Below are 25,568 nucleotides of genomic sequence, written 5' to 3'. Positions count from 1 at the left end.
AAATAAGAACCTACGCAGTCAACAAGGACAATTCCTATGGAATGGTGGGAAATCATGCGCTCGGTGGTCCAAGCAGTCTTACTTTGGCTGATTATGAGCGCCGCCTATTGGTTTCCCATTACAAAAATAAAAGAGGAAAGTGAAAGCCCTCCATCCGTTCTAACGATATTCATTCTTACGCTTGCGATTATCCTCATCATAAGTTTCTTCGCGCCAGGCTTACTTGGGATTCATGAGGAACAAAGAATGGGATTTCGAATTAAAACCTTTTTGATTTTATTCATTCCAGCAATACTGGGAATTCGTACCGGATATAAACAAATACATGGGCAACTAACTCTATGAGTTTTTCAATAGAAAGGACCATCTTTCAGCAGGATTTTTGTTAGCCTAATTCACATAAGGACAATCGCAGGCGCAGTTTTAATTTAGAAATACCTGGATCATCCGTCTATCAATCCGGAGTCCGATAAATAGGCGTCAACAAATATAGTTAAATCTCTTTGAAGATCTCTCACCTGTGCAATGAGAGCTTTAAATCCATCCTCAGTTCCATTTGCGGTTTTAAAAATGATTCTAGCAATGAGATCGTCAGCATATCGATAATAAGTTTCTCCATAAGTTTCTCCTGCATAAATAATTGCAGGAAGTCCTTCTTTAGAATCATTTGTAATTTGGTTTTGGAATTTTTCATACGGATAATGAAAACAGGCATCATCTCGCAAGTCGGCAAGTTCCTTTTTAAAAAAACATTGAGGATCGTTAGGGTCAGAAGCTTTACACAAAACTTCGTAAACTCGTTTTTTTTCTCCCTCCCAGTTAAGAATAATTTTTCTCGCAATAGGGTCCTGGACAAGTTTTCTAAAAGCATTCAATCCTTCTTTTAGGTGACCACAAACCAGACGAACAAAATATAAATTGTAACCTCTAGAATCCTTATCAAAACCAATTACTGGAACATTTGGTGGCGGAACAATATCGGCAATCATGCAACGGTTTGCTCGTTGAATATCGTTAATCGCTACCATTAACCTTATCAAATCTATATGAGAAGGTTGGCTAGCATCGATTTTCAATTTTACCTCAGCAATATTCATGGAGAATTAGGCAACAGCCAATAAGAGATGTTTCACCCTCCTGTAGTTGACCGCGTCTGTGTCTATGCCCATCTCCCTACCCGCCACAATCTTCTGATTGGACCATGAGACCAATAACCTTTTCCTGTGGCATCATAAACAACTGCTACATATTTTTGAGGGTTAATGCTTCCTAGCTTTTTGACTTCATCTTCAACTATCACATAGTCGTGAGCTTTTCCTTCAGTAAGGTCTACAGGCCTCACCGCCGTGATAGAATCAAGACAAACCACATACTTGTGGTCAATCGTCCGCGGCATTAATAGGGCTGCTTTCGTTATAGTGGCCGATCTCCTTCCTTCGTTACAGACTGAAATCAAAATAAGATCTTTATCTCCATAAGGGCTGACCGGCCCAGCTCTCCATCCGCCCTTCACTTTCACCTTGATGTGTACTCTGTCGTAGTAAAAATCATAAATCTTCAGGATGGCAAGGACAGTTGAAAGCCCGGCTCCCCAATACCCCAACAGTTTTTCAACGTTGAAATTCACTCGGATAAATTAAACGGCTAAAATTGTTAGAGTCAATAACATCCTCTAAATAGCATGACACTCATCACTACCCCCATTTCAGGCGTTTCATATTTTTCCATTACAATCGCTAGGTTTCTCATTCAAACCAGAAATATACACAATATCATCATTGATCCGACTGATGGAGTCAGCAACAAGCAAGAGAAGATCCTGCAAAGCTTGCGAGTCCGGATTACCGGGCGATATGTCCTCTAGGAATTTTTTGACCGTGCGTAGTGTGCTCAGGCTCATTTCGGCAATATCGCCCACCGCGGTGGCCATCGCATTCAGCTTAGGGGTTGGAAAATTGGGGGTAATCAAACACTTCCATATTGCTTGAGGACACAATAAGCGGGCCCCGGTAATTTCCCGGAGCCCGCTTGACTTTGAACAATTAGACCTTCTCAATTTCTGGAGTCGAAGCGACCTTTCCAGCAGCTCTTTGCAGTACATCTTGTGCAGCTTGCTCAACTTCATGAGCTTTGCGGGCCTCGTCTGCCAACCTAAAAATGTATTGGATATCATCTTTCACGCGATAGATGGTGGAGCTGACAAGTTCAATTATGAAACGGAGCCTCTTTTCAGCATCCAGAAATCCATTCAGGCTGTATGTCTCATCCAAGTAAATCTCCAAAAGGTCTAATGAAACCCCTGAAGACGGAGGTTCGAATTTCGAACTAGATCGGGATAATTCGACCGATTTTCATACCTGCGTCTTTTTTATATTTTTTTATTCCTAAAAAAGAAAACCCACCAAATAGGTGGGTTTTTTGTGGAGCTGGCGGGAATCGAACCCGCGTCCGAAGACCTTCGATACATGCTTCTACAGGCTTATTCGGTGTATTTATTCTTATCCAGTTCGACCCCGCCGACAGGATCGTCCCTGGACCAGCCTAAGAGTTGTTTCGCTCACGCCGTCCTAAGCACCGGCGCTCGCTAGCCCAAGTAATGACGCCCTGACCCCGCTTATGGGCGCGACGGGGGGGACGGCTTAGCTAAGCGGATTAGGCCGCTAAGGCGAGGGGAGCAACGCTCTTGCGAGCGAAGTCCACCTTGATCACATTGCTGTTGGCAATTGTGGTTTTGCATAGTTTTGACGAGGTCCATACTCCTCGGCCTGCCACAGGCACCTCCGAATCTCCGTCGAAGCCATGTCAGCCCCTATTCGCCGGGCCGGAGCAAGTCCGTCCCGGCTAAAGCCCAGGGGGCGGGCTCCGCCCTCCCCCTTCAACCCCCAGCGGTTAAGGTACCTTCATCATTAACAGCATGGGGAATACATCGACGAATCAAAAGAGCTTGCCATCATTGTAAAAGACCGAACTAAAACCTCTTGAGCGACTTCTGCACCCGCTTCAGCTCGCGGTCGCTCTCGCGCTTCTTGATCGTGTCGCGCTTGTCGTGGGCCTTCTTGCCCTTCCCCAAACCCAACTCGACCTTCACGCGGCCGTTCTTCAAATATAAGCTCATCGGGATCAGGGTCAAGCCCTTCTCCTGGATTTTTCCTTGGAGGCGTTCCAGCTCCTGGTGTTTCATCAACAACTTACGCTGCCGCGTCGGCTCGTGGTTGAACTGGTTCGCCGCCTTGAAATGCGCGATGTGCGCGTTGGCCAGCCACAGCTCGCCGCGCTGGAAATGCGCGTAGGCGTCCGCGAGGTTGCCGCCGCCCTCGCGCAGCGACTTCACCTCGCTGCCCAGCAGGGCGATGCCCGCCTCGAACTTCTCCAAAATCTCGTAATTGAATCGTGCCTTGCGGTTCTCGCAAAGCGGCTTTCCGCCCATCTTGGACCTCGGGGCGCAAAAACATCAGAGATATCGGGGAAAGTCAATCGCGGGGACCCAGGACGAAGGTCTTCACCTGCCCGCCGACGCGGTCGAAGGTGGCCCACTCCCAAAAGGCCATCTGGTTGAGCTCGAGCGTGTCGGCGACGATGGGCCCCAAGTCGACCGAGCGGACGCCCGCCAGATAAGGCTGCAGCTCGCCGCCCTCGGCCCTGCGGTTCAACGGGATCATCACGGCCTTGGCGCCGCGCTCGTTGGAGTCCAGCACCACGAAGAAATAGGGATACCTGTCCTGATTGACATACTTCATCGCGACCGGACTGACGGTGATCCCTTCCAACGACAAGGGCGTCATGTGGTTCTCGCCCGAGACCAAGTCGCGGCTGAAGAACAAGATACGGTTGGCGGCGGGATCCAAGACCGCCATCTGCGCGCGCTCCTGCGTCACGGCCAGGATATAAAAATCCCTCAGGGGCGTCGCCTGGCGGTGGATCACGCCTTCGAAGGCGGGGATATCGCCCTGCCCCTCTTGAGAATACACCAACTGAAAATCCGCCGTCGGCTCGTTCTCGCCCACCCCGCCGGAGACACCGAAGGGCTGCGGCACCCGGAAGCCCTCGCCGGGCGGACGGTATTGCCCGATGGAGCGGGAAAAGGAGATGGGGCGCGTCAGGGAATTGGACTCGACGGTATCGACGCATTGGGTCTCGAAGCTGTCCGCCTTGACCTCGTATAAAGACGGCTCACCCTTCGGCACCTCCAGAAAAACTTCCATCGTGGAGCCGCCGCGCATCGACTTGATCGAGGCGGGAAACACGATCTGCGTCATTGGCCGCTTCGAATCACGGTGCACAATCACCAAAGTATTCTTCATCGCCACCGAGATATAAGTAATGTTGCCGATCTTGTCGGCATTGATCGCCTGCAAGTCGTCCTGGGTCCCGGGAAGTTGGAACAACTCCTGCACCGCACCGCCCTTTTGCGCCTTGATCGTCAGCCATTGCCCTTCGGGGGCCTTGTAGGTCTCCGCAAGATCCACCTGCGCGTTCGGATTTCCGGGACAGCTCGCCGCGACGGCCGGCGGCAGGGTCAACTTCGGCGCCCCCTCGACTTCTTGGGCGCGGGCGGTGCCGAAAAACAGGTCGGTCCAACGGAAGGCAAATGCGGATTCCTTGCGCGGCTCGGCGCGGCGTCCGAAGATGATGTAGCCGTCGCTCGTCGTCGACATGCTTTTGATGGTGGCGGTGGCGCCGCTGACGACGCCGCCCTCGACGGGGACGGTCAACAGCAGTTCGGCGCTGACGCAGGCGTCGCCGCTCGCGACGCAGATACCGATCTTCTCGCCGGTGGCGGCGATCACCGAGCACTCGCCCGCCAGACCGAAGGCGCCCGCCCCGTTGGCGTTGCAAATGGAGGTGTTGCCGGGAACGGCCTGCGCGCTCGGCACCAGCCAATCGCTCCAGTGCGGGGCCGCCGCGATGTGGCGGCCGTAGACGGTCAGCTTGACGCGCGCGTTGGCCGGCACCGCGCCCGCGGTGCCGCGGCACTGCACCGTCGGACCGGGGACGTTTTCGCAGCTCACCAGGCCTTTGTTGATGATGCTGGGCGCGGGCAAGGACATCGGGCCCGCGGCGTAGTTGCCGCTCCCGTCCATCGGACCGCCGGCCATTCCCTCGGCGCCGGGGCCCGCGCCGCCGCTGCAGGCAAGCAGGGCGGCCAGGATCAGGGCGCCGCAGAACGCGGCGACGCCATGGATGCGGGGAAATTTCATCGCTTATTCCTCATCCTCTTCCGTCGCAGGGGCCGGAGCGGCGCCGTCCCGGAGGTAGAATTGTACCGGCACACCCTCCGTCAGAAGATGCGCGGGCAGCTGAATCTGCAAATTTTCGCGCTGCGTGCGTACGCGGCGGATCTGCCAAGTGCCGTCGTTGTAGGCCCAGCCGGCGCCGGCCTCGCTGGTGTCCCGGCGCAACGAGGCGGGGCTGGCGCCGCCCAAGTCGGTGACGCTCGCCGTGCGGACGGGGCCGACGTTGCCGTCCACCCAGGCGTAGGGGATCGCCACGAACTTCGAGCCCTGCTCCGACACGTCGACGAAGACCAGCTCGCGGGTCTCGCGGTTGACGTTGAAGAGGTGCGGGCGAAAGACACTCAGGTTGCCGGTTCCCAGCGACAGTCCCTCGAGGGCGATCTCCTGCACTGGATCCGGCTCGCCGCCCAGGACGAGGACGTCGGCGTCGGGCATGAAGTGCTTCACGATCTTGATGTTCTTCTGCGCGGCGTTCAGGACCGCGACCCAGACCCAGTTCTGCTCGACCTTGAGGATTCGGGCCTCCAGTGGCGTGTTGGAAGGCGGCAGCAGCGGCCAGGGCTGATTACGAAAGGCCGTGCTGCCCGGGACGTGCCGGCCCAGCATCACCTGGTAGACGCCCGGCTGCTTGTAGACCACCATCGTGAAGGTTTCGCTTAAGCTGTCTGACGAGGTGACGTTCTCCGTCCCCTTCAACCAATCGAGGGCGGGGTAGCAGCCCGTGCCTTCCGGCGCCTTCTGCCTCAGATCAACATAGTAAAGATTGTGCGCAACGCCGGTGGGGGCATTGACGACGGCGACGAATCGATCTCCCTGATCCAAGATAGAAACGACGTCGCCCGGGAAGCTATAGGCCCACACGATGCGCGGCGAGGGCTGCGTCTCCACGACGTGGACGCGGTTCTTCACCGCAACCAGCAAGACCGGCTGGCCGGTGCGCGGGTGGCGCAGGCTGACCACCGAGCGGATGTCGCTCTGCTGGCAATTGTCGAAGGTAACGGCGCGTATCGAAGGACCGCCGCCGCGTTGGGCCCGGAACAGGTCGCACTTCGGGACAGGAGCCGTGCCGACGGCCTCCAGGATCTCGAAAGACGTCAGGTCCCCGCAAAAGATGGGGGTGTAGGGACGCAGCGCCTCTTGGGCCCGCGCCTCCGGCACGAACCAGGAGGCGACGAGACGACCCAACCTAAAACTCTTCGGCATGAGCCGCGAGTGCCAACTGTCACCCTGCGGGTCGATCACTAAGTTCTTCATCGTCCCGGAATTGCCGTCCACCACGCCACCCTCCGGCGGCAGCTTGTAGAGACGGAAGGAGCCGCAGACGCCGTTTTCCTTGGGGCAGATCTCGACGGACTCGCCCGCCTCGCCGGCGCGGGTCACCGACCACACGCCTTGGGCGTCGGCGACGGTAGTGAAGGTGTCGCGGGGCACCGCCGCAGCGGGGGCGAAGATGCGAAATTGAATCTCGGTGTTGGGAAGGACCGACTGAGAGGTCCCGCGGCACTCGAAGTTGGGGCCGGGGGTGTTGGTGCAGGAGATGCTGGTCCAGGTGACAGGCGCGTCGGGCGCCACGATGCTGGGCGCCGGCAGGGACACCGGCCCCGCGGCGAAATTCCCGCCGCCGTCCAAGGCGCCGCCGGCGCCGGCGGCAGGACCGCCCGCACCGCCACAGCCCCAAAGCAGGGCGGCCAGAAAGAACCCCAAGATGTGCCACATGTTCCGCTTCATTCCCTACGCTCCAAAATACCCTCGCGCCCCCGCTCGGATAACCTTAGCAGGCCTGATTCCCCTGTGAAAGCCTCGGCTTGTGGCCAGGCTCCGAAGAGGAGGCCCTTCCCTTAAGAAATTGTTCTATTTTATAGAATTTTGATAGTCGGGTCGGGGGACAGAAATGTATAATTTCTGTAATGACGGTGCGGGTAGGATTAACAACCCCCTGATTTTTCATTACATTTAAGGCCGTGTGCCCGACGGCCCCCGTAAGAAAAAGATTTCTTCCAATATATTATCGCCCCGCCGGGGCCCGGAGTTGCGGAATGCAGACCATCGACAAGGATTACCAGGTGCTGAAAACCCTGGGCCAGGGACTGGCCGGCGAGGTCTACTTGGTCCAGAAGGGAAAGCAGAAGCTGGCCCTCAAGCTGCTCAAGCAGGCCATCGCCAACCTCAACCCACAGGAGGCCGCCGCCCACTTCAAGGCGGAGTTCTCCCTCTTAAAGCAGCTCTCCCACCCGCACATCGCCAAGATCGTCGACTTCGGCACCGACGAGGCGACGGGACGCCACTATTATACGAGCGAGTTCGTCTCCGGCGGCAACCTCTACGACGCCACGCGCGGCCTGCCGCCCGAGCGGCTCGAGGAATTTTTCATCCAGGCCCTGCGCGCGCTCGAATACCTGCACACCCATCGCATCCCGCACTTCGACCTCAAGCCCGAAAACCTCCTGCTGCACGAGGGCGAGCAGGTGAAGATCATCGACTGCGGCATGGCCGGCTTCCGCCCGCGCGGCCAGCTCGCGGGGACGCCCGCCTACATGGCGCCCGAGATCGTGCTGGGCAACAGCCCCGACACCCGGGCGGACCTCTACAGCCTGGGCGTCACCTTCTACGAATGCGCGACGGGGAAGAACCCCTTCGCCGCGAAGGCCCTAAGCGAGATGCTGCGGCGCCAAGAAAGCCTGACGCCGCCGCCCGCCCATGAGGCCAATCCGCAAATTTCGCCTGCCTTCTCCGAGACCCTCGCCCAGCTGATGAAGAAGAATCCCGCCGAGCGCCCCGCCACCGCGGGCAACGCCCTGCGCCTGCTCGCCCGGCTCTCCGGGAAGAAGATCTCGCTCGAGACCGAGGCGACCTCGCTCAGCTACCTGCCCAACGAGACGCAGCTGATCGGCCGAGCCGGGGAGATGAAAAAATTCCAGGCAGAGTTCGACCAAGTCTTCCGCCAGGGCGGAGACGGCGCCCAAGCCCGCTTGGTCGCGGTGAGCGGCGCGGAGGGCCTGGGCAAGACGCGGCTGCTCAAGGAGATCCGGTTTCAATCGCAGCTCGCCGGTGTCCGCACGCAGAACTTGACGGGCGCCGAGCTGCCCGAGATCCACGAGTCGAGCTGCCTGATCTACGACGACTTGAGCGCCGCCGAGCTGCGCAAGCTGGCCTTAAGCCTGCTCAGCCTGAAGCGCCCCGTCCTGGCGGTCGCGGCGACGCGCGAGGAGCTCGGCGAGCTGCCGGGCGCGACCGTGCTTCCGCTGAAACCCTTCGGCAAGGCCGAGGTCCGCGACTACCTCGCGGCCCTGACCGCCCTGCCCCAGCCGCCCGAGGCCTTGGTCGACGAGCTGCTGCGCCGCAGCCAGGGCTCGCCGCGCTTCCTGACCGAGCTGCTGGAAGAGCTGATCCGCCGCGGCGCCCTCTTCGACGAGAACGGCCGCTGGAGCGCCGAGACCCTCGAGGACTTGGGCATCGACTTCTCGACCGCGCGCGCCTCCGAGACCCTCGAGGCCGCCCTGGCCCAGGATTTCTCCAAGCTGGACCAGCCGGCCCGCGAGGTCCTGACCTGGATGGCCCTGCACCCCGAGCCCGTCTCCGCCGAGCTCTTGAGCGAGGTCTCGGGCGAGGAGGATCTCTTTTACTGGGTCTTGGAGCTGCTGAACCAAGGCTACCTGCAGCGCGACGAGTCCGCGCAGCGCTACCGCATCGCCAATCCCTACTTGAAGACCTGGCTGGAGCGGCAGACGCCGGAGGCCGAGGCGCGCCGGCGCCACGCCGCCTGGGCGAAGGCCTTCGCCAAGCGCGACAAGGAATCCGACGAGGCCCTCTACCATCTCGGCCGCTCCGGGGAGGGCGCCAAGGCCCGCGAGGCCCTCTTCGAACTGGCGCGGCGGCTGAGCCGCAAGGGGCTTTCCCAAGATTCGCTCGACAACCTGCGCCTGGCCGAGCCGCTGGCGGGGGACGACCTCGAGGCGGCGACCAAGATCCGCCTCAAGATCGGCGAGGAGCTGATCTCGCTCAACCGCGTCCCCGAGGCCCTCGCCCACTTCGACAAGCTGCGCGACGAAATCAAGAAATTGCCCAGCAGCGGGGACAACGTGAAGCTCAAGGTCTCCGCCTACGAGCACCTCGGCGCGGCCTACCTGCGCTCCCACGCCCTCGAGAAGGCCAAGGCCTCCTTCCACGCGGCCCTGACCCTGATGGACGAATTTCCGGGCGGCGACCTGGTGCGGCGGCTGGTCAACGAAAACTACCTGGGGCGCATCCGATTTTTGGAGGGCGACCTGAAGGAGGCGGAGGCGATCTTCGCCGAGAGTTACGCCCGACAAAAAAAGGAGCTGAGCGCCGAGCAGCAGCGCGGCGTCGTCAACAACGACTTGGGCGCCGTCCTGATGGCGCAGGGCAAGCACGCGGAGGCGGGGCGCTGGTTCACGGAAGAGCTGGAATTTCACGGGCGCAACAAGAACGAGGTCCTTCAGGCCCGCTGCCACTACCAGTTGGGCGAGATCCGCCTGGCGCTCAAGGATTTTGCCAAGAGCATCGAGAGCTTCCGCAGCTGCATCGAGCTGGCCAAGGGGCAGAAGAACTTCGAACTCCTGCTCCGCGCCTACAACGGCTTAGGCAACCTCCACCACCTGCGCCACGAGTACGCCGAGAGCTTGAAGTACTACGAGCGGGCCTTGGCCATCGCCCAGCGCATCCAAGACTTCCAAAGCCTGGCCGGGATCGAGACCAATATCGGCGGCATCCTCAACAACCTCGACCGGCCGCAGGAGGCCGTCAGCCACCTCAAGGTGGTCGTGGATCTGATCGGCTCGATGGGCTCGAAGGGCGCCTACGAGCAGTACTTCCTCTGCTCGGCCAAGCTCGAGCTGGGCGACGTCTACCGCCGCCTGCGCGACTACGAGGCCGCGGCGACCGCGCTGCGCGAGGCCTGGGAGCTGGCCGAGGCCCACGAATCGCTCGCCGCGCGCCGCTTCCCGATCCGCCTGACGCAGGCGAAGCTGCACGCCGACCAGGGGCAGGCCGACAAGGCCCGCGAGATCCTCGCCGCCCTGCGGAAGGAAAAGCCCGACGCCGAGCAGCAGATCGAGCTGACCAAGCTCGCCAACCTCCTCGAGAGCGGCGCCGCGGCCCGCGAGCCGGCGGTCACGCAGGCCGCGATCGAGGCCGGTCCGCGCGTCGCGCAGGGCTCGGTCTACTTCAGCCCCGTCGCCGAGAGCGAGTACGCCAAACTGCTGCAGCTCACCCGCTTCATCAACGCCGAGACCAACCTGGATTTCGTCCTGAAGAGCGTCCTGCAGTACGCCCTCGAGCTCTCCGGCGCCGAGCGCGGCCTGATCCTGCTGCTCGACGAGCGCGAGGCCCTCGAGGTGCGGGCCTCGATCAACACCGCGGTCAACCCCAACCTGACCGAGATCTCCTCGAAGGTGGCCGAGCAGGCCCTGCAGACGGGCGAGATGGTCGAGTCCGACGACGCCAGCCAGGACGGGCGCTTCAACGAGTACCAGAGCGTGATGATCCTCAAGCTGCGCTCCATCCTCTGCCTGCCGATCCACTCGCGCAACAAGACGGTCGGCGTCCTCTACCTCGACCACCGCTACCGGCCGGGCGCCTTCCGCAAGGACCGCTATCCCCTGCTCCAGGCCTTCTGCGACCAGGCGGGGATCGCGATCGAGAACGCAAAATTGTTCGAACAATACGAAAGGGCCCAGGCCGAGCTGAAGGCCCGCCTCGAGAAGGCGGAGGAAGAGGCCGGGCATTACCACGAATTGCTCGGCGAGGGCGCGGGCAAGCTGCCCACCAAGTACGCCTACGAGAACATCGTCGCCCGCAGCAAGCCGATGTACGAGGTCTTCAAGCTGCTCGACAAGATCACCGAGACCAACATCTCGGTGTTCATCAACGGCGAGACCGGCACCGGCAAGGAGCTGATTGCGAAGGCGCTGCACTACAACAACAAGCCGCGCGCCCAGGCGCGCTTCGTCGCGATCAACTGCGGCGGCATCCCGCCCAACCTGATCGAGAGCGAGCTCTTCGGCTACAAGGCGGGCGCCTTCACCGGCGCGAACAAGGACAAGAAGGGCCTGTTCGTCGAGGCCGACGGCGGGACCCTCTTCATGGACGAGGTCGCCGAGCTCGACATGGGGCTGCAGGTCAAGCTGCTGCGCGCCCTGCAGGAGGGCGAGGTGATCCCGGTCGGCGACTCCAAGCCGGTGAAGTTCGACGTGCGCGTGGTCAGCGCCAGCCACAAGAACCTCGAGGACCTGATCGCGAAGGGCCTGTTCCGCGAGGACCTCTTCTACCGCATCTGCCAGATCCGCATCCCCCTGCCGCCGCTGCGCGAGCGCCGCGAGGACATCCCGCCGCTGGTCGAGCGCTTCGCGGAGAGCTACGCGAAGGAGCACGGCCTGAAGAAGGCGCCCAAGGTGAGCGGGAGTTTGATGAAGCGCCTCTTGGAATACGACTGGCCCGGCAACATCCGCGAGCTGGAGAACACGATCCGCGTCGCCTGCGCCCTGGCCGAGGGCGGCGAGCTGACGCCCAAGGCCCTGCCGGAGAACTTCGGCAAGCGCAGCGCGGCGGCGCCGCGGCCCGAGGCGCCCTCGTCGACCGCTTCCGGCGCCAGCGCGCGCGCCGAGGAAGGGCCGACGGTAAAGATCGACGCCCACAACCGCTACGACACGCGGCGCACCTGGGAGGACTACGAAAAAGTGATCTTCGCCAAGGCCTACGCGGCGGCCGACTTCAAGCCGATCGGCGCGGCGCAATCCCTCGAAGTCTCGATGGCGACCTTCTACAAGCGGATCAAGGATTTCAACCTGAACGAAAAGGGCAACGCGCTCTACCAGGACGGCTTCGTCCTGACGGAAGGCAAATCGCTGCGCGATTATTTAGAGGATATCTTCTGGGCGGCCTACGTCGCCTCCGGGGAGAAGGCCTACACGGCCATCAAGTGGCTCGACGTGTCGCAGGGGCATTTCTACAACGTGCTGAAGAAGGCGAAGGAGCGGCACAAGTAGGGGCGAACCTTTCCTTTATTTCCCCCGCCGCACCACGAGGATCGCCCCGGGCAACACCTTCGGGCTCTTCAGCCCGTTCAGCTTGAGGATCTCCTGCGTGGTGGTGTCGTGCTTGCGCGCGATGGTGGTGAGATTGTCGCCGCGCTTGACCTTATACTTGACGACCTTCGCCTTGGCCGGGGCGGCGCTCGCCACCCGTGTCGAGGCCGGGGCCTTCGTGCCCGGATCGCTGACGACGATCTTGGTCCCAGTCAACAAGCCGTTGGCAACCTTCTTGCCGTTCCAGCGCTGGAGGTCGGCCACCGAGACGCCGTGCTGGGCCGCGACCTCCGAGAGGGTGTCGCCGCGCTTCACGGTGTAGAGCGGCGAAGATTTCGCCGCCGCGCCGGTGCGACCCTTGGGGGCGGCCACGGCCGGGGCCTTTTCGCCGTAAACCACCAGTTTGGTCCCGGACTTCAGCCCGCCCTTGAGGCGCTTGGGATTCCACTCCTTGAGATCCGCCACCGAGACGCCGTATTTCGTCGCGATGCCCGCGAGGGTCTCGCCGCGCTTGACCGTGTGATAGGAAGCGGCCTTGACCGGCTGGGCCGCGGCCGGCGCGGCGGCTTCGGCCGCCGGCGCGGAGGCCTCCGCGGCCTCGCCCGGGCTTAGGGCCAAATCGTCGGTCTTGCGGACGCCTTCCACCGCCTCGCGCAGCTGCGCGTCGCTGGGCGCCTCGGCGCTCGCCGGGGCGGGCGCCGCGCCGGCGGGACGGTCGTTGAAGGCCAAGGGCGTCTCGCGATTTGCGTTGGCCTTGTCGGAGGCACCTTCGACCGCGTCGGAAGGCCCGCCCGCGACCAACTCGCCGGGGGAATCTTTCTTCGGAAGGGCCGGCGCCTCGGGTGTCTCCGCAGCCGCCGGTTCCGCGCTGGCCCGCCGCGCCTCGCGGCCGGCATAGGGATCGCCCTCGATCGCGAGGTCGTCGTGACGCACGGGGGGCTTGGCCGCCTCGACCGGCGCGGCCGGCAAGGGCTCGCGCTGGGCGACCCGCAATTCCTCCTGCTCCGGCTTGGCCTTGTCCTTCTTCTTGTCCTTCTTGTTTTTCGCCTTCTCGTCGCCCGGACTGCCGAGCTTAGCGACGTTGATGCCGAAGCGTCCCTTGGCGGCGTGCGCGGCCGCGTCGTCACTCATCGAATCGCCGCGACCGCCGCGGCCCCGCGGGATGGTCAGGCGGCTGCCGGGATCGACTTCGTAGCGCGCGACAGTAAAGGTACGCTTCTGCCACTTGGCCTTGCCACGCTTGCCGTAGACCTTGACCTTCTCGGTGCGCTTCTCGTTGCGGACCTCGACGTCGCCCGGGTTGGCCTTGGCGATCTGGGCCTCAGAGACGCCGAACTTGTCGGCGATCTCGCCCAGCGAGTCGCCGCGCTGCACGACGTACTCGATGCTGCGCATGCGCTGGGAAGGGCTCAAGGCCGCGTACTTGCGCATGAACCGGTCGCGCGTGCCGCGCGGGATCTTGAGCGTATAGCCCGGGATGTGCGGCGGCGTCATGTCTTGCAAAAGCTCGGAGTTGAGCAGGCGGATCAGGTCGGGGTCGACCCCCGCACATTCGGCCGCGACCTCGAGGTCGGTGGGCGAGCTCATCTTTACTTTTTCGTAGTCGATGGGGGCCTGGTAGTTGACGTCGCGGAAGCCGTACTTCGCCGGATTGTGCCCGATGATGGCGGCCGCGAGGATCTTCGGCACGTAATCCTTGGTCTCTTGCCGCAGGTAGTTGCCGTCGGCCATGTCCCAGAAATTTCGGCCGTGCCGCGAGATCGCGTTGCGAATCTTGCCCGCGCCCGCGTTGTAAGCGCCGAAGGCCAGATACCAATCGCCGAACTCGTCGTAGAGATCTTTCAGGTGCTGCGCGGCGGCGTGCGTGGACTTTTCGACGTCGCGCCGCTCGTCGACATAGTAGTCGACGTTGAGGCCGTAGAGCGCCCCGGTCGACTTGATGAACTGCCAGGGACCCACTGCCGAGGCCCAGGAGTTGGCGCGGGTGTTGAACCCGCTCTCGATCATGCTCAGATAAACGATGTCCTTGGGCATCCCGTACTTCTTGAGCACCGCGTGCATGTAGGGGATGAAGCGGCCCGAGCGCGAGAGGTAGCGCTCGTAGTGGCCGCGCCCGCGGCCGGTGAAGTAGTCGATCCACTTCTGGACCCGATCGTTATAGGTCATCGGGATGTCGAACTTGCCCTCCTCGACCGCGTAGGAGCGGGAGTAGCGGACGCCGGGGGCGTGCTTCTGGCCCAAGGAGTCGTAGATGATGTCCTCGAGGCTCAAGGCCTCGTCTTCGCTAGTGGAGCGGCCCCGAGCATTGGAAAATCCGCCGCGGCGGCCGTCGGAGTCGACGGCGAGATCGGAGTATTTTTTGCTCTTGGCGTGATGGGGCTTGGCTTGTTTGGGCGAGGAACCGCAGGCGCTGACCAGCAGGACCGCAGCTAGGATCGGGAGGAGTATTCGTCGCATCGCGCGCCTTTCTTCCGGAACAATACCCGCGCCCTTCGCGCGACATCCGTCGCGTCGGCGCAGAAAAAATTCGATTGTGATTTGGAAAGGCCCAGGTCCGGGGCCTTTTCCGCTTAACGCCCAAGGCGCCAAAAGATTCTATCTCGATTCAAAAAAAAAATCGCAAGAAAAATCCCGTAGCAAAGCCTTTGATCTTTCAAGCGAAAATGTCAAGACGCTTGACGCGCCGTGTGATGATTTTTCTTTCGCGACGGCGCTCGCAATCTCACGAGGAAAGGCGCTCCCTTCCCTCGCGAGACCTCTCTCAAAAACCCCGCGATCGCGTGCCTCGCCCTTCTCAGTGCAAAAACCCCAGGGAGTTTTTTTCTTTTTTTACACTGTGGCGACGGCAAGGCGGAAAACAAGGCCTCGGCTCCGATTTTTTTTCGCGCCTCCGCGACCCTCCTAAAAAATTCACCTCGGATTTTTTTGTGGAGTTTCAAAGGCTTAAAAATCGACCCGCCGCGAGCCCGTGCCCGCGCCTTAAGCGCCGCAATTTTTTTCTCCCGGTCAAGCCCGCAAAATGTCGAGTCTTTTCAATTTTGCCCCCGCCGGTCCCCGACGCGAATGTTTGACAGACCACAAGATCTTGTGGTGTTTAGGAGTCACAGCCCCAATATACTGTGTATAACTTGTGAATGGACCTGTGGATAGCTCGATGGAGGAACGAGGGATGCGAACGAGTTCGGCTGTAAAAAAGGACCTTTCGGGGAGGAAGTTATCCACGGTTCGCCCCGCCCCCCAAAGCCAAGCCCCCCTCTTCGACCGGCAACGCTTGGTCAGCGAGCTGCTCTCGCTGGGCAACGAGCGGCTGCGCCCCGAGCTGGCCCAACAGATCGGCGAAGAGGTCGAGGCCGAACTCAAGCGCCGCGCCAACCCCCATTTAAGCCCCGAGCTCATCAGCGAGATCGTGCAATTCAAACTGGAGGAGCTCGGCCTGATCGAGATCCGCCGGCGCCGCTCCAAGGTCGCAACGCGGCCCGAGGAAGAGCCGACCGTCACCCTCTATCCCGACGCCGAGATCCCGCCGGAGCCCGCCCCCGAGGCGAAGTCTTCCGCCGAAACGCCGGCCGCCAAGCTCGCCGCCGCCCAACTCCCCACCCTCGAAAAATTTTTGCAGCCCCGCGGCGCGGCGCCCTCGGGGCGCCCCCTGCCGCCGAAGGCCGGCGTCAAGGTCTCGCCCCGCGCCCTGCGCCGGATGCGCGAGGTCTTCGGCCTCGACGACCCGCAGCTCGCCGCGCGCCTCGAGGCCTTCTACGACGAGATCGCGACGCTCGCCGCCGGTGCCGAGGCCCAAGGGCCGGGGGCCTGCGAGCCGGAGATCCTGGCCGTCGAGTTCTTCAACGCGATGGCCAACCAAGAATTTTACCCGCAGCTCCCCGTCCTCTTCCAATTCCTCGAGGGCCCCGACTCCCCGCCCCGCCGCTGGGGACCGACGGCCCTGCGCTGGCGGATGGACGCCGAGGCGCTGCCCGCCCTCTTGGACGAGGCCGCGGCGTTGTGGCGAAGGGGCGGCGAGGTAGTCTTCGCCCTCGAGGCGCCGAAGGCCTACGCATCCAGCGCGACCGCGAGCCTCGAGCGCTTCTTCTCGGGCGTCGAGTGCTGCCTGATGGCGCTCCCCGACGATCAGGCCCTGCCCGCCTCGGTGGCCCTGCGCCTGGCCGCGGACCATCCCGACGCGGCGGCCTTGGCCGAGCTGGCCCTCTCGGGAAAATACTATCCCAAGTTTCGCTTCGAGTGGCGGGTCCCGGAGGAGGAAGCCGATCTCTCCGCCCTCGAAAACGTTTTGCTAGTGACCTGGAAGAAAAGCGAGCCGAGCCTGGTCTGCTTCGATAAGGCCTCAGGCGCCCGCGCTAACTCCCGCCTCAGCCATTTGGAGACCGGCCATCCCGGCGGCACTCCCGCGCTAAGCCGATACGAGGGGGGCAGTCTCGGCTCGCTTAATTTATCCATCGTCGGGGCCGGCGACGACGTCGACTGGGCCAAGCTGCGCCGGATGACGCGCACCGCGGTGCACTTCCTCGACAATCTCTTCGAGGTCGCCGCCGCCGGCTATGAGAGCCCTCGCGAGACGCCGCGGCGCCTGGGCCTGGGCGTGATGGGCTTTGCCGAGCTTCTGCTGAAGCTGGGCATCCCCTACGATAGCGAGGACGCCGTGGTCCTGGCCGAAAAGATCTTTCGCTTCCTGCGCCAAGAGGCGCAGGCCGCCGCCGCGGCCCTGACCGAGCGACGGGAGCCCCCCGCCGAAGGCCCCGTCGAGCTCGCGCCGCGGCACGAGGCCCTGCTGGCGATCCGCGCGGAGGTCAGCCTGGCCGACTTGGCCGAGGTCAGCCCCGGACTCGAGCCGCTCGATTCCGTCGTCGAGGAAGGGCGCCCGCTCGCTCTCTTGCAGCAGATCGCGCAGCGCCGCCGGGTCTGGAACGAGACCATCGCGGCGGAGGTGCTCGAAAAGCAGAGCGTCCGCGAGGCCGAGTCCGCGCCCCGCCCGCTGCGCCGGCTTTTCGCCAAGCGCGCTGAGATCGCCCCGGAGTGGCCCCTCAAGATCCTCGGCGCCGCCCAGCGACACTGCGACCTGCCGGTGACGGGCGAGCTGGGGCTCCCCGAGGCCCTGACCCACGAGGCGCTGGTCGAGCTCTTGCGAGCGGCCCGCGGCTACGGCCTGAGCCAGGTCCGCATCGCCGGAGAACACCATTTTCTCCCTGAAGCGTCGATCCCCGAGGCGACGGAGGCGGAGACCGCCCCCCTCGCCGCCGAGGCGGCGGAGGCCTCCTTGGTCTTGAGCCTCGAGGACCTGGCCGCCGCGGTGGACGAAGCGGTCTCCGACGAGGCCGCGGCGTCCGACGCCGCAGGCCTCGCCGCCGAGAATTCGCCGGCCCTCGAACCGGAGGCCTCGGTCTCCGAGACTGCGGATTCCCCCGAACCCGCCGCCCATTCCCTCGCCGCCTCCATCCTGGGCGTCGCGGACCCGGCGTCCGGCGCCGCGCCCGGCATCCGGCCCCGCCCCCGGCCCGAGGTCCTGCAGGCGAGCAACCGCCTCATCCACACCGGCTGCGGTCCGATGCACGTCAGTTTCGCCCGCGACGCGCGGGGCCCCTACGAGGTCCGCGCCCAGCTCGGCCCGACCGGCACCTGCGCCAGCGCGCAGACCGAGACCATTTCCCGCCTGCTCAGCCTCTGCCTGAGCAGCGGCGTCGACCAGCGCCTCGTCTACGAGCAGCTGCGCGGCGTCCGCTGCCCGAAGAGCGCGGTGGACCGCGGCGACAAGATCCTCTCCTGCTCCGACGGCATCGCTCGGGTCTTCGAGCGCGAATTGGGCCTTTTCAGACAAGCGCCGGAAACTTCCGAGGAGGAAGAGGAGATCACGGCGGTCACCGACCTGGCTTCGCTGCAATAAGTTTTGGACCTGGAAGAGGAAAGGGGGAATCCCGCGAGGGGTTCCCTCTTTCTATTTTTGAAGCGAAAATTTTCTCAGGCCTCCTGCGGGCGGATGCCGAGCGGCTGGGCCACCTTCGGGTCGCGGACCTTCCAAATCCAGCCGTCATAGAGGAAGTGCAGAAAGCTGCTCGCCAGGATGTACCAGCCCAGCGTGGTCCAGGACCAATGGCGCCAAAGCAGGAAGATCGTCACCATCCCCGCCGCGAAGACGCCGAAGCTCCAACCCTGGCGGCGGATCCAGGCGGCCAGCGGCGAGGACTCGGCGGGACGCGCGAGGTACTTGCGCCGGGAGAAGACGTTGACGAAGGCGATGTACTCGATGGCATGGGAGAAGCCGAAGGCCGCGTAGCCCGCGACGAAGTCGTAGCCCAGCGTGGCGTAGAGCAGCAGGACGCTCAGCACGAAGAGGTTCTTCGGCCAGTGGAAGCGGCCGCGGTGAGAGAATTCCTGCTTCAGGTAAAAGCCGGTGATGACGAGGCCCGCGGCCAGGGCCGCGCCCGCCAAATAGGGCATGACGGGCAGCAACGGCTCGAAGACGCGGTTGAGCATCCTGCCGGCGGCGCTCAAGCGCACCACCTCCTGCTGCACCTTGGGACTCGAGGCCAGCTGCAGGAGCAGAAACAGAAACCAGACCCAGATCATCGCCTTGTCGATCCAGGGCCGGCCGTAGCCCGCCTTGCGCGAGTAGACGCGCAGGATACCCATCTTCTGCATCAGCGTGTGGTAGATATTCCAGACCACCGAGAGGAAGACCAAGACCGCCAGCAAGGGCCGCACCGGCCTCGCCTTGGGGCCCAGGCCCGGCTCGACGTAGAGGATGCCCGCCAGGGTCAGCAGGAAGAAGAGGAAGGGAAAGAGGACATAGGCCTTCTTGCGCGCGGCGAGCTGGTCGGGGTCGGCGTAGACCAAGGGAAAGGTGAGATGGCGGTGGATGAAGCTGATCATCAGGACGAAGGCGATCAACGCGGGCCACAGATCCTGCTTGCGCCCCGCCTCGAAGGCGAGGACGAAGGCCAGAAACACCGGCACCCAGCCGAAGCAGAAGAAGATCAGGTCGGTCTTGGGACCGCCGATCCAGACGGAGGAATTGGTTTCGGCTTTATTCATCTTGTCGGCACTCGTCGTCACTCCCTAACCCGTTATTCCAATCTTGTCGTTCCAAACCCTGGAAGGTTTCGGCCTCAGGCGATCCCGAAATACCGTTCCACCGCCGCGCCGATCCCGACCTTGATCTTGCCCAGGATCTCCCGGCGGTCCCGCGGCCTGTCCAGGTGGGCGATCACGCCCCAGATCGGTACCGAGGTCCACTCGGCCAGGGTCTTCAGGTTGTGCTTGGCCGAGGGGTCCGCCTCCTTCCGGTCGCAGTTGAGGACGATCCCCGCGACCGGGATCTCGCGGCGTTCCAGGGCCTCCAGAGTCAAGAGCGTATGGTTGATCGTGCCCAGGCCCATCCGCGCCACCACCAGGACCGGGATCTCGAGGGCGGCGATCAGGTCGCTCACGCAGCGCCCCGGACCCAGCGGGACGCGCAGCCCGCCAGCGCCCTCGACCAGGACCGTCTTGTGCAACAGCTCGAGGCGGCGAAAGGATTCGAGGATGCGGTCGAAGGAGATCTCGACGCCCTCCAGCGCCGCCGCCACGCCCGGCGCCAGCGGCGGCTCGAAGGCATAGGTGTTGATCAGGTCGAGGTCGTCGGAGGACTGAGAGATTTTTTTCAGGAAGACCGAATCGCTGGAAGGCGCGCCGGAGAGCCCGCCGCTCTCGACCGGTTTCATCACCCCCGCGTCGACGCCGCGCTCGCGCAGGTAGGCCGCGAGGCCCGCGGTGACGAGGGTCTTGCCGACGTTGGTATCGGTGCCGGTGATGAAGAGTCCTGCCATAGTCAAGTGTCGGCGTGTCGCAGTGCCGAAGTGTCTAAGTTTGGGGATCTAGAGATTGCGCGTCGTTTCCTCAAGCGATTCCCATAAAATTTCCAACAGGGCCTGCAAGTCCCGCGCCTCGATCGCCAGGGGCGGCAAGACGACCAGGACGTTTCCAAGCGGCCTGAGCAGGGCGCCCCGCTCGCGCGCCGCGCGGCAGACCCGAAATCCCATCTTCGCCTCCAGCGGATAAGGCGTCCCGGCGGCCTTATCGGCGACCAGCTCGATCCCCGCCATCAGGCCGATCTGCCGCACCTCGCGGACCTGGGGGTGCGCGGCGAAGCGCCGCAAGGCCTCGCTAAGCAAGGCTACCTTGGGCTGCAGGCGCTCGATCACCCGCTCCTCCTCGAAGATCTTCAAATTGGCGAGCGCCGCGGCGCAGGCCAGGGGATTGCCGGTGTAGCTGTGCCCGTGGAAGAAGGTCTTGAAGTCGCGGTAGGCGCCGCAGAAGCCCTGGAAGACCCGCTCGGTGGTGAGCGTCGCCGCCAGCGGGAGGTAGCCGCCGGTGATCCCCTTCGCCAGGCAGAGGAAATCCGGCGCGACGCCCTCGTGCTCGACCGCGAACATCTTCCCCGTGCGCCCGAAACCGGTCGCCACCTCGTCGCAGATCAGAAAGGCGCCGTGCGCGTCACAAAGCTTCCGAAGGTGCGTCAAAAATCCCGGCGGCTGGGTGCGCATCCCCGCGGCGCCCTGGATCATCGGCTCGACGACGCAGGCGGCGATCTCGCCCGAGTGTCTCGCGAAGAGCTCGCTGGCCTGCTCGAAGCTGAAGTTTTCGATCACCAGGGACTCGAAGAGCAGCGGGCGGAAGACCTTGTGGAAGAGGTCGATGCCGCCGACGCTGACCGAGCCCAGGGTGTCGCCGTGATAGGCGTCGCGCAGCGTCACGAAACGGATCTTCTTCGCGTCGGCGCCGCCCCGCTGCTGCCAATACTGAAACGCCATCTTGAGCGCGATCTCGACGGCGGTGGCGCCGTTGTCGGAATAGAAGACCTTTTTCAGGTTGCGCGGGGCGACTTGCAGCAGGCGCTCGGCCAACTCGATGGAGGGGACGTTGGCCAGGCCCAGCAGGGTGGAGTGGGCGATCTTGTCAAGCTGGGCGCGGATCGCCGCGTCGATCTCGGCGCGGCGGTGGCCGTGGACGTTCACCCACAGCGAGGAGACGCCGTCCAGGTAGCGCCGCCCCTCGATGTCGATCAAGTGGCAGCCCTCGCCGCGCTCGACGATCATCGGCTCTTCGGCCATGTACTCCTGCATCTGGGTGAAGGGGTGCCAGACGAGGCGGCGGTCGAGGTCTTTGAGGTGTTGGGCGTTCGAGTGCATCAGGATTTGTAGGGACGAACCTTGTGTTCGCCCTCCCCTCCGTGCTCGGGGGCGAACACAAGGTTCGTCCCTACATTTTGCAGTGCCGACCTTAAGGCCGCCACGTCTTCCTTGGTATGCGTCGCCATCAAGGTCACCCGCAACCTCGCCGTCCCCGGCGGCACCGTCGGCGGGCGGATCGCCGAGACCCAGAACCCGCGTTCCGCAAGCGCGCGGCTCATCGCCACCGCCGCTTCGGCCGCGCCCACCAGCACCGGAACGATCGGGGACCGCGCCCGTCCCGCGCCCGCGTCAAAATCCCGCACCCGATCCCACAGCGCCGACCGCCGCTCCGGCTCGCCGACGACGATTCGCAGGGCCTCGCGGGCGGCCTCGGCCAAGGCCGGCGGCAAGGCCGTCGTGTAGATGAAGGGCCGCGCCCGGTTCACCAAAAAATCCACCAGGACCCGCGGCCCGGCGATGTAGGCGCCGAAGCAGCCCAGGGCCTTGCCCAGGGTCCCCATCTGGATCACCCGGTCCGCGTGGCGCCCGCGCCCGGCCAGGGTCTCGAAGAGCCCCGCGCCCGTCGGGCCGAAGACGCCGGTGGCGTGGGCCTCGTCCAAGTAAAGCCACGCGTCAAACTCCTCGGCCAGTCGCAGCAAAGATTCCAGGGGAGCCAGGTCGCCGTCCATCGAGAAGACCGTCTCGGTCGCGATCAAAAACTGCGCCCCCGGCGCCGCGCGCCTTCGCGCCGCGCGCAGGCGATCGCCCAGGTCGTCGAGATCGTTGTGCCGGTAGACGAGCTTCTCGGCCTTGCTCAGCCGCATCCCGTCGATCATCGAGGCGTGATTCAGCTCGTCCGAAAAGATCAGGTCCCCTTCCCCCAGCAGGCAGCTCAGGGCGCCCAGGTTGGCGTGGTAGCCGGAGTTGAAGACCAGCGCCGCCTCCGTGCCCTTGAACTCCGCCAGGGCCTCTTCCAGGCGGTGCACCGGTCCCTGCGAGCCGGTCACCAGGCGTGCCGCGCCGGAGCCCAGGCCCCAATCGCGCAGGCCCCGCTCCACGGCCTCGCGCAGGGCGGGGTGATCGGCCAGGCCGAGGTAGTTGTTGGAGGAAAAATTGAGATAGTCGCGCCCCTGATGGCGCAGGACGCGGCCCTGCGCGCCCTGGATCTCTTTCAGGTCCCGGCGCAATCCCGCCGTCTCGAGGCCCGCGAGGGCTTTATGGAGTCGTTCGAATCCCATAATAATTCGGAAAAGAACTACCCTAAACCATAATGGATCGAAATCCGCGACGGGCCTTGGAATGGGTGGCCGGGCGGGGGCCCCCCGCCGCGCGCAGCCTGCGAGCACGGTGGGGGTGCAGACCGGACAGGACCCGTTCCGAGGCCCGTCGCGGATTTCGCACCACAAAAGCGTAACGCTCAGGCACCTACTGCAGCGGAAGACACCGAGGCGTCCTCTGCGGGCTTAGCCTTGCGGTGCGGCGCCACGGGCACCAGGCCCTGGCTGCGAATCAGCGCCAGGTCTTGCTCGGGGCTGCGACCCTGGGTGGTGAGATAGTTGCCGAGCATGGTGCCGCTGGCCCCGGCGTCGAACATCTTGTCTTGCCACTCGCCCATGTTGACCTCGCGGCCGCCGCAGACGAAAAGCTCTTTATCGGGCATGGCCAGGCGCAGCACCGCGATGATCTTCAGGCAGTCGAGCGGGGTCAGGTCGTGCTTGTCGGCCAGCGGCGTGCCGGGGCGGGGGTTGAGGAAGTTGATCGGGATGGAATCGGGATCGATGTCTTTCAACTGAAAGATGAACTCGACCCGCTGCTCGACCGACTCGCCCATGCCGAAGATCCCGCCGCAGCAGACCTCGAAGCCCAGCTCCTTGGCGTTCTTGACGGTGGCGACCTCGTCCTCCCAGCTGTGACTTTGGACGATGTTGGGGAAGTAGGAGCGCGCGGTCTCGATGTTGTGGTGGTAGTGGATCATCCCGGCCTCTTTGAGGCGCAGGAGGTCCTCGCGGCTCATCAAGCCGAACGAGGCGCAGGTCTCGACGTCGGTCTGCTCGCGGATCTTTTTGATGGCGTCGACCATGGTGTCGAGCTCTTTCTGCTTGGTCATGCCGCGACCGCTGGTGACGATGGAAAATTCGGTGGCGCCGAAGGACTCGGCCTCCTTCGCCTTCTCGAGGATCTTATCCGCGGACATCAGGGGATAGACCGGCGCCTGGGCGCCCTTATAGGAGTTGGACTGGGCGCAGAAGCTGCAGCTCTCGACGCAAGCGCCGCTCTTGGCGTTGACGATGGAGCAGAAGCTGATCTGGTTGCCGAAGGCGCGTTCGCGGAGGGACTTGGCCAGCGGGAGGATCTTTTCGAAGAACTCCGCGTCTCCCATGCGAAAGATGGCCAGGGCCTGCTCGGGGCCGATGCCCCGTCGGGCGATCTCACAGGTATCGTGCAGGATTTCCATAAGTCCTCTTCTTCACACCCACCGCCGGTCCCTAAAACACAAGGTCCGACCGGCTGGCAACGGCTTTTAGGAAGGGCGAGTCATTTTAACTAGATAGAGGGGCGCGGGGCGGGTTTGACAAGCCCCCCAAAATCCCCTAGCTTCGCCTCCCCATGCCCAGAAAGGCCAAAATCGTCCGCAATACCAAAGAAACCCAGATCTCCGTCGAGCTCAACATTGACGGGAGGGGGAAGTACAAGGTCGACACGCCCATCCCCTTCTTGAACCACATGCTCGAGGCCTTCGCCAAGCACGGGCTCTTCGACCTGACGGTCAAGGCCAAGGGCGACGTCCATGTCGACCTGCACCACACCGTCGAGGACGTCGGCATTGCCCTGGGCGAGGCCTTCACCCAGGCGCTGCGCGACAAAAAGGGCGTCCGGCGCTACGGGCACTTCACGCTGCCGATGGACGAGGTCCTGACCACCGTCGCCGTCGACTTCGCCGGGCGGCCCTGCATGATCTACAACCCCAAGCTGAAGGCCGGGCGCATCGGGACCTTCGACGTCGAGCTGGTGCCGGAATTTTTCCAGGGCTTCACCAACGCCGCCCTGGTCAACCTGCACATCAACGTCTGGTACGGCCGCAACCGGCACCACATCGTCGAGTCGATGTTCAAGGCCTTCGCCAAGGCCGTGGACATGGCGACGCAGAAGGACGCTCGGGTGCGCGGGGTGCCATCGACAAAAGGGGCGCTGTAAGGTCCGTTCGTACCCGTCCTCGAAGCGGGAAAACGGTCCCGGCGGATTCGCATGATCGCCATTTTAGACTACGACATGGGCAACCTCCGCAGCGTCTCGAAGGCCGTCGAGGACGTCGGGGGGAAATGCGCCGTCACCCGCGACCCCAAGCGGGCCGCGAAGGCGGACAAGCTCATCCTGCCCGGCGTCGGCGCCTTCAAGGACTGCATGGCCAATCTCGAGAGCTACGGCCTGATCGAGCCCATCCGCGAGTTCATCGCCTCCGGCCGGCCCTTCCTCGGCATCTGCCTGGGCATGCAGCTGTTGATGGACGAGAGCGAGGAAGGCGGGCGTCACCGGGGCTTGGGCATCCTGCCCGGCAAGGTCCGGCGCTTCTCGCCCGAGCTGGGCCTGAAGGTCCCGCACATGGGCTGGAACCGGCTGAAGCTGAAGGGCAAGCCGCGGCTGCTGGAGGGCATGGAGGGCGACTACGTCTACTTCGTGCACAGCTACTACGTCGCGCCCGAAAAGAAGAAGGCGATCGCCGCCGTCAGCGACTACGGCCTCGAGTTCGCGGCGAGCCTCGAGTCCGACAACATCTTCGCGACCCAGTTCCACCCGGAGAAATCCCAAAAGGTGGGGCTGGGCCTGCTGAAACGCTTCGTGAAACTATGATCCTATTTCCCGCCATCGACTTGAAAGACGGCAAGGCCGTGCGCCTCCAACAGGGCGACTACGACCAGGTCACCCAGTACTCCGACGACCCGCTCGCCCTGGCCCGGCGCTTCGCCGAGGAGGGCGCGAAGTGGATCCACATCGTCGACTTGGACGCCGCCAAGGCCGGCAAGCCCGTCCACCGCGAGCTGATCGCCCGCATCGCCCGCGAGGTCCCGGCCAGGCTGCAGGTCGGCGGCGGTATCCGCTCGGTGGCGACCGCGGGGGAATATATCGGCGACGGCGTC

19 protein-coding genes and 1 other RNA gene are annotated in these 25,568 nt (G+C 63.3%); 6 read left to right on the top strand and 14 right to left on the bottom strand.

Going from position 1 to position 25,568, the window contains the following annotated elements:
* The first annotated feature begins 36 nt into the window (after positions 1-36).
* Positions 37-345 (top strand): hypothetical protein, encoded by a 309-nt coding sequence (locus tag FBR05_04105; GenBank protein MDL1871369.1) that lies wholly within the window; start codon positions 37-39, stop codon positions 343-345.
* A 98-nt stretch (positions 346-443) separates the two neighbouring features.
* Here the strand turns inward: FBR05_04105 and FBR05_04100 are convergent, their stop codons facing one another.
* From FBR05_04100 to FBR05_04065, 8 genes are all read right to left on the bottom strand, one after another.
* A complete protein-coding gene (locus tag FBR05_04100; GenBank protein ID MDL1871368.1) occupies positions 444-1,097 on the bottom strand; it encodes a hypothetical protein in 654 nt (217 codons plus the stop codon).
* 62 nt (positions 1,098-1,159) lie between these two features.
* Positions 1,160-1,627 (bottom strand): hypothetical protein, encoded by a 468-nt coding sequence (locus FBR05_04095; protein MDL1871367.1) that lies wholly within the window; start codon positions 1,625-1,627, stop codon positions 1,160-1,162.
* Between the two features lie 87 nt (positions 1,628-1,714).
* Positions 1,715-1,930 (bottom strand): hypothetical protein, encoded by a 216-nt coding sequence (locus FBR05_04090; GenBank protein MDL1871366.1) that lies wholly within the window; start codon positions 1,928-1,930, stop codon positions 1,715-1,717.
* A gap of 112 nt (positions 1,931-2,042) precedes the next feature.
* Positions 2,043-2,270: a hypothetical protein gene (locus FBR05_04085; GenBank protein ID MDL1871365.1), complete on the bottom strand. Its 228-nt coding sequence runs from the start codon at positions 2,268-2,270 to the stop codon at positions 2,043-2,045.
* Positions 2,271-2,418: 148 nt separating this feature from the next.
* Positions 2,419-2,810: a transfer-messenger RNA gene (gene ssrA / locus FBR05_04080) on the bottom strand.
* Positions 2,811-2,968: 158 nt separating this feature from the next.
* On the bottom strand, positions 2,969-3,427 hold the full coding sequence (gene smpB / locus FBR05_04075) for an SsrA-binding protein SmpB (protein ID MDL1871364.1): 459 nt from the start codon (positions 3,425-3,427) through the stop codon (positions 2,969-2,971).
* A gap of 43 nt (positions 3,428-3,470) precedes the next feature.
* Positions 3,471-5,198 carry a hypothetical protein gene (locus tag FBR05_04070; protein MDL1871363.1) on the bottom strand — a complete coding sequence of 576 codons (1,728 nt, stop codon included), beginning with the start codon at positions 5,196-5,198 and terminating at the stop codon, positions 3,471-3,473.
* A gap of 3 nt (positions 5,199-5,201) precedes the next feature.
* Positions 5,202-6,962: a hypothetical protein gene (locus tag FBR05_04065; GenBank protein ID MDL1871362.1), complete on the bottom strand. Its 1,761-nt coding sequence runs from the start codon at positions 6,960-6,962 to the stop codon at positions 5,202-5,204.
* Between the two features lie 308 nt (positions 6,963-7,270).
* On the opposite strand from FBR05_04065, the gene FBR05_04060 reads away from it, so the two are divergent.
* The gene (locus tag FBR05_04060) at positions 7,271-12,238 is read left to right on the top strand and encodes a tetratricopeptide repeat protein (protein MDL1871361.1); all 4,968 of its coding nucleotides are present in this window, start codon (positions 7,271-7,273) and stop codon (positions 12,236-12,238) included.
* A 15-nt stretch (positions 12,239-12,253) separates the two neighbouring features.
* Here FBR05_04060 and FBR05_04055 read toward each other — a convergent pair whose 3' ends face one another.
* Positions 12,254-14,734, bottom strand: coding sequence for a LysM peptidoglycan-binding domain-containing protein (locus FBR05_04055; GenBank protein ID MDL1871360.1), 2,481 nt, complete (start codon positions 14,732-14,734; stop codon positions 12,254-12,256).
* 697 nt (positions 14,735-15,431) lie between these two features.
* Here FBR05_04055 and FBR05_04050 point away from each other — a divergent pair.
* Positions 15,432-18,167: a hypothetical protein gene (locus FBR05_04050; protein MDL1871359.1), complete on the top strand. Its 2,736-nt coding sequence runs from the start codon at positions 15,432-15,434 to the stop codon at positions 18,165-18,167.
* Between the two features lie 74 nt (positions 18,168-18,241).
* On the opposite strand, the gene FBR05_04045 is transcribed toward FBR05_04050, so the two are convergent.
* The 5 genes from FBR05_04045 to bioB form a co-directional block, all read right to left on the bottom strand.
* On the bottom strand, positions 18,242-19,315 hold the full coding sequence (locus tag FBR05_04045) for a hypothetical protein (GenBank protein ID MDL1871358.1): 1,074 nt from the start codon (positions 19,313-19,315) through the stop codon (positions 18,242-18,244).
* Positions 19,316-19,389: 74 nt separating this feature from the next.
* On the bottom strand, positions 19,390-20,088 hold the full coding sequence (gene bioD / locus FBR05_04040) for a dethiobiotin synthase (protein ID MDL1871357.1): 699 nt from the start codon (positions 20,086-20,088) through the stop codon (positions 19,390-19,392).
* A gap of 48 nt (positions 20,089-20,136) precedes the next feature.
* Complete coding sequence (bioA, locus tag FBR05_04035; protein MDL1871356.1) at positions 20,137-21,450, bottom strand: adenosylmethionine--8-amino-7-oxononanoate transaminase; 1,314 nt, start codon at positions 21,448-21,450, stop codon at positions 20,137-20,139.
* On the bottom strand, positions 21,450-22,670 hold the full coding sequence (gene bioF / locus FBR05_04030) for an 8-amino-7-oxononanoate synthase (GenBank protein ID MDL1871355.1): 1,221 nt from the start codon (positions 22,668-22,670) through the stop codon (positions 21,450-21,452). Before bioF ends, bioA begins: the two co-directional genes overlap by 1 nt.
* A gap of 179 nt (positions 22,671-22,849) precedes the next feature.
* Positions 22,850-23,887: a biotin synthase BioB gene (gene bioB, locus FBR05_04025; protein MDL1871354.1), complete on the bottom strand. Its 1,038-nt coding sequence runs from the start codon at positions 23,885-23,887 to the stop codon at positions 22,850-22,852.
* A 152-nt stretch (positions 23,888-24,039) separates the two neighbouring features.
* On the opposite strand from bioB, the gene hisB reads away from it, so the two are divergent.
* The 3 genes from hisB to FBR05_04010 form a co-directional block, all read left to right on the top strand.
* Positions 24,040-24,627 (top strand): imidazoleglycerol-phosphate dehydratase HisB, encoded by a 588-nt coding sequence (hisB, locus tag FBR05_04020; protein MDL1871353.1) that lies wholly within the window; start codon positions 24,040-24,042, stop codon positions 24,625-24,627.
* Between the two features lie 51 nt (positions 24,628-24,678).
* Positions 24,679-25,281 carry an imidazole glycerol phosphate synthase subunit HisH gene (gene hisH, locus FBR05_04015; GenBank protein MDL1871352.1) on the top strand — a complete coding sequence of 201 codons (603 nt, stop codon included), beginning with the start codon at positions 24,679-24,681 and terminating at the stop codon, positions 25,279-25,281.
* A partial coding sequence (locus FBR05_04010; GenBank protein MDL1871351.1) for a 1-(5-phosphoribosyl)-5-((5-phosphoribosylamino)methylideneamino)imidazole-4-carboxamide isomerase occupies positions 25,278-25,568 on the top strand: 291 nt, incomplete at its 3' end. The genes hisH and FBR05_04010, both read left to right, overlap by 4 nt.

Source organism: Deltaproteobacteria bacterium PRO3, assembly GCA_030263375.1.
Taxonomy (GTDB): domain Bacteria; phylum UBA10199; class UBA10199; order DSSB01; family DSSB01; genus DSSB01.
The sequence above is the reverse complement of the archived record's forward strand: the minus strand, read 5'-3'. Positions and strand labels throughout refer to the sequence as shown.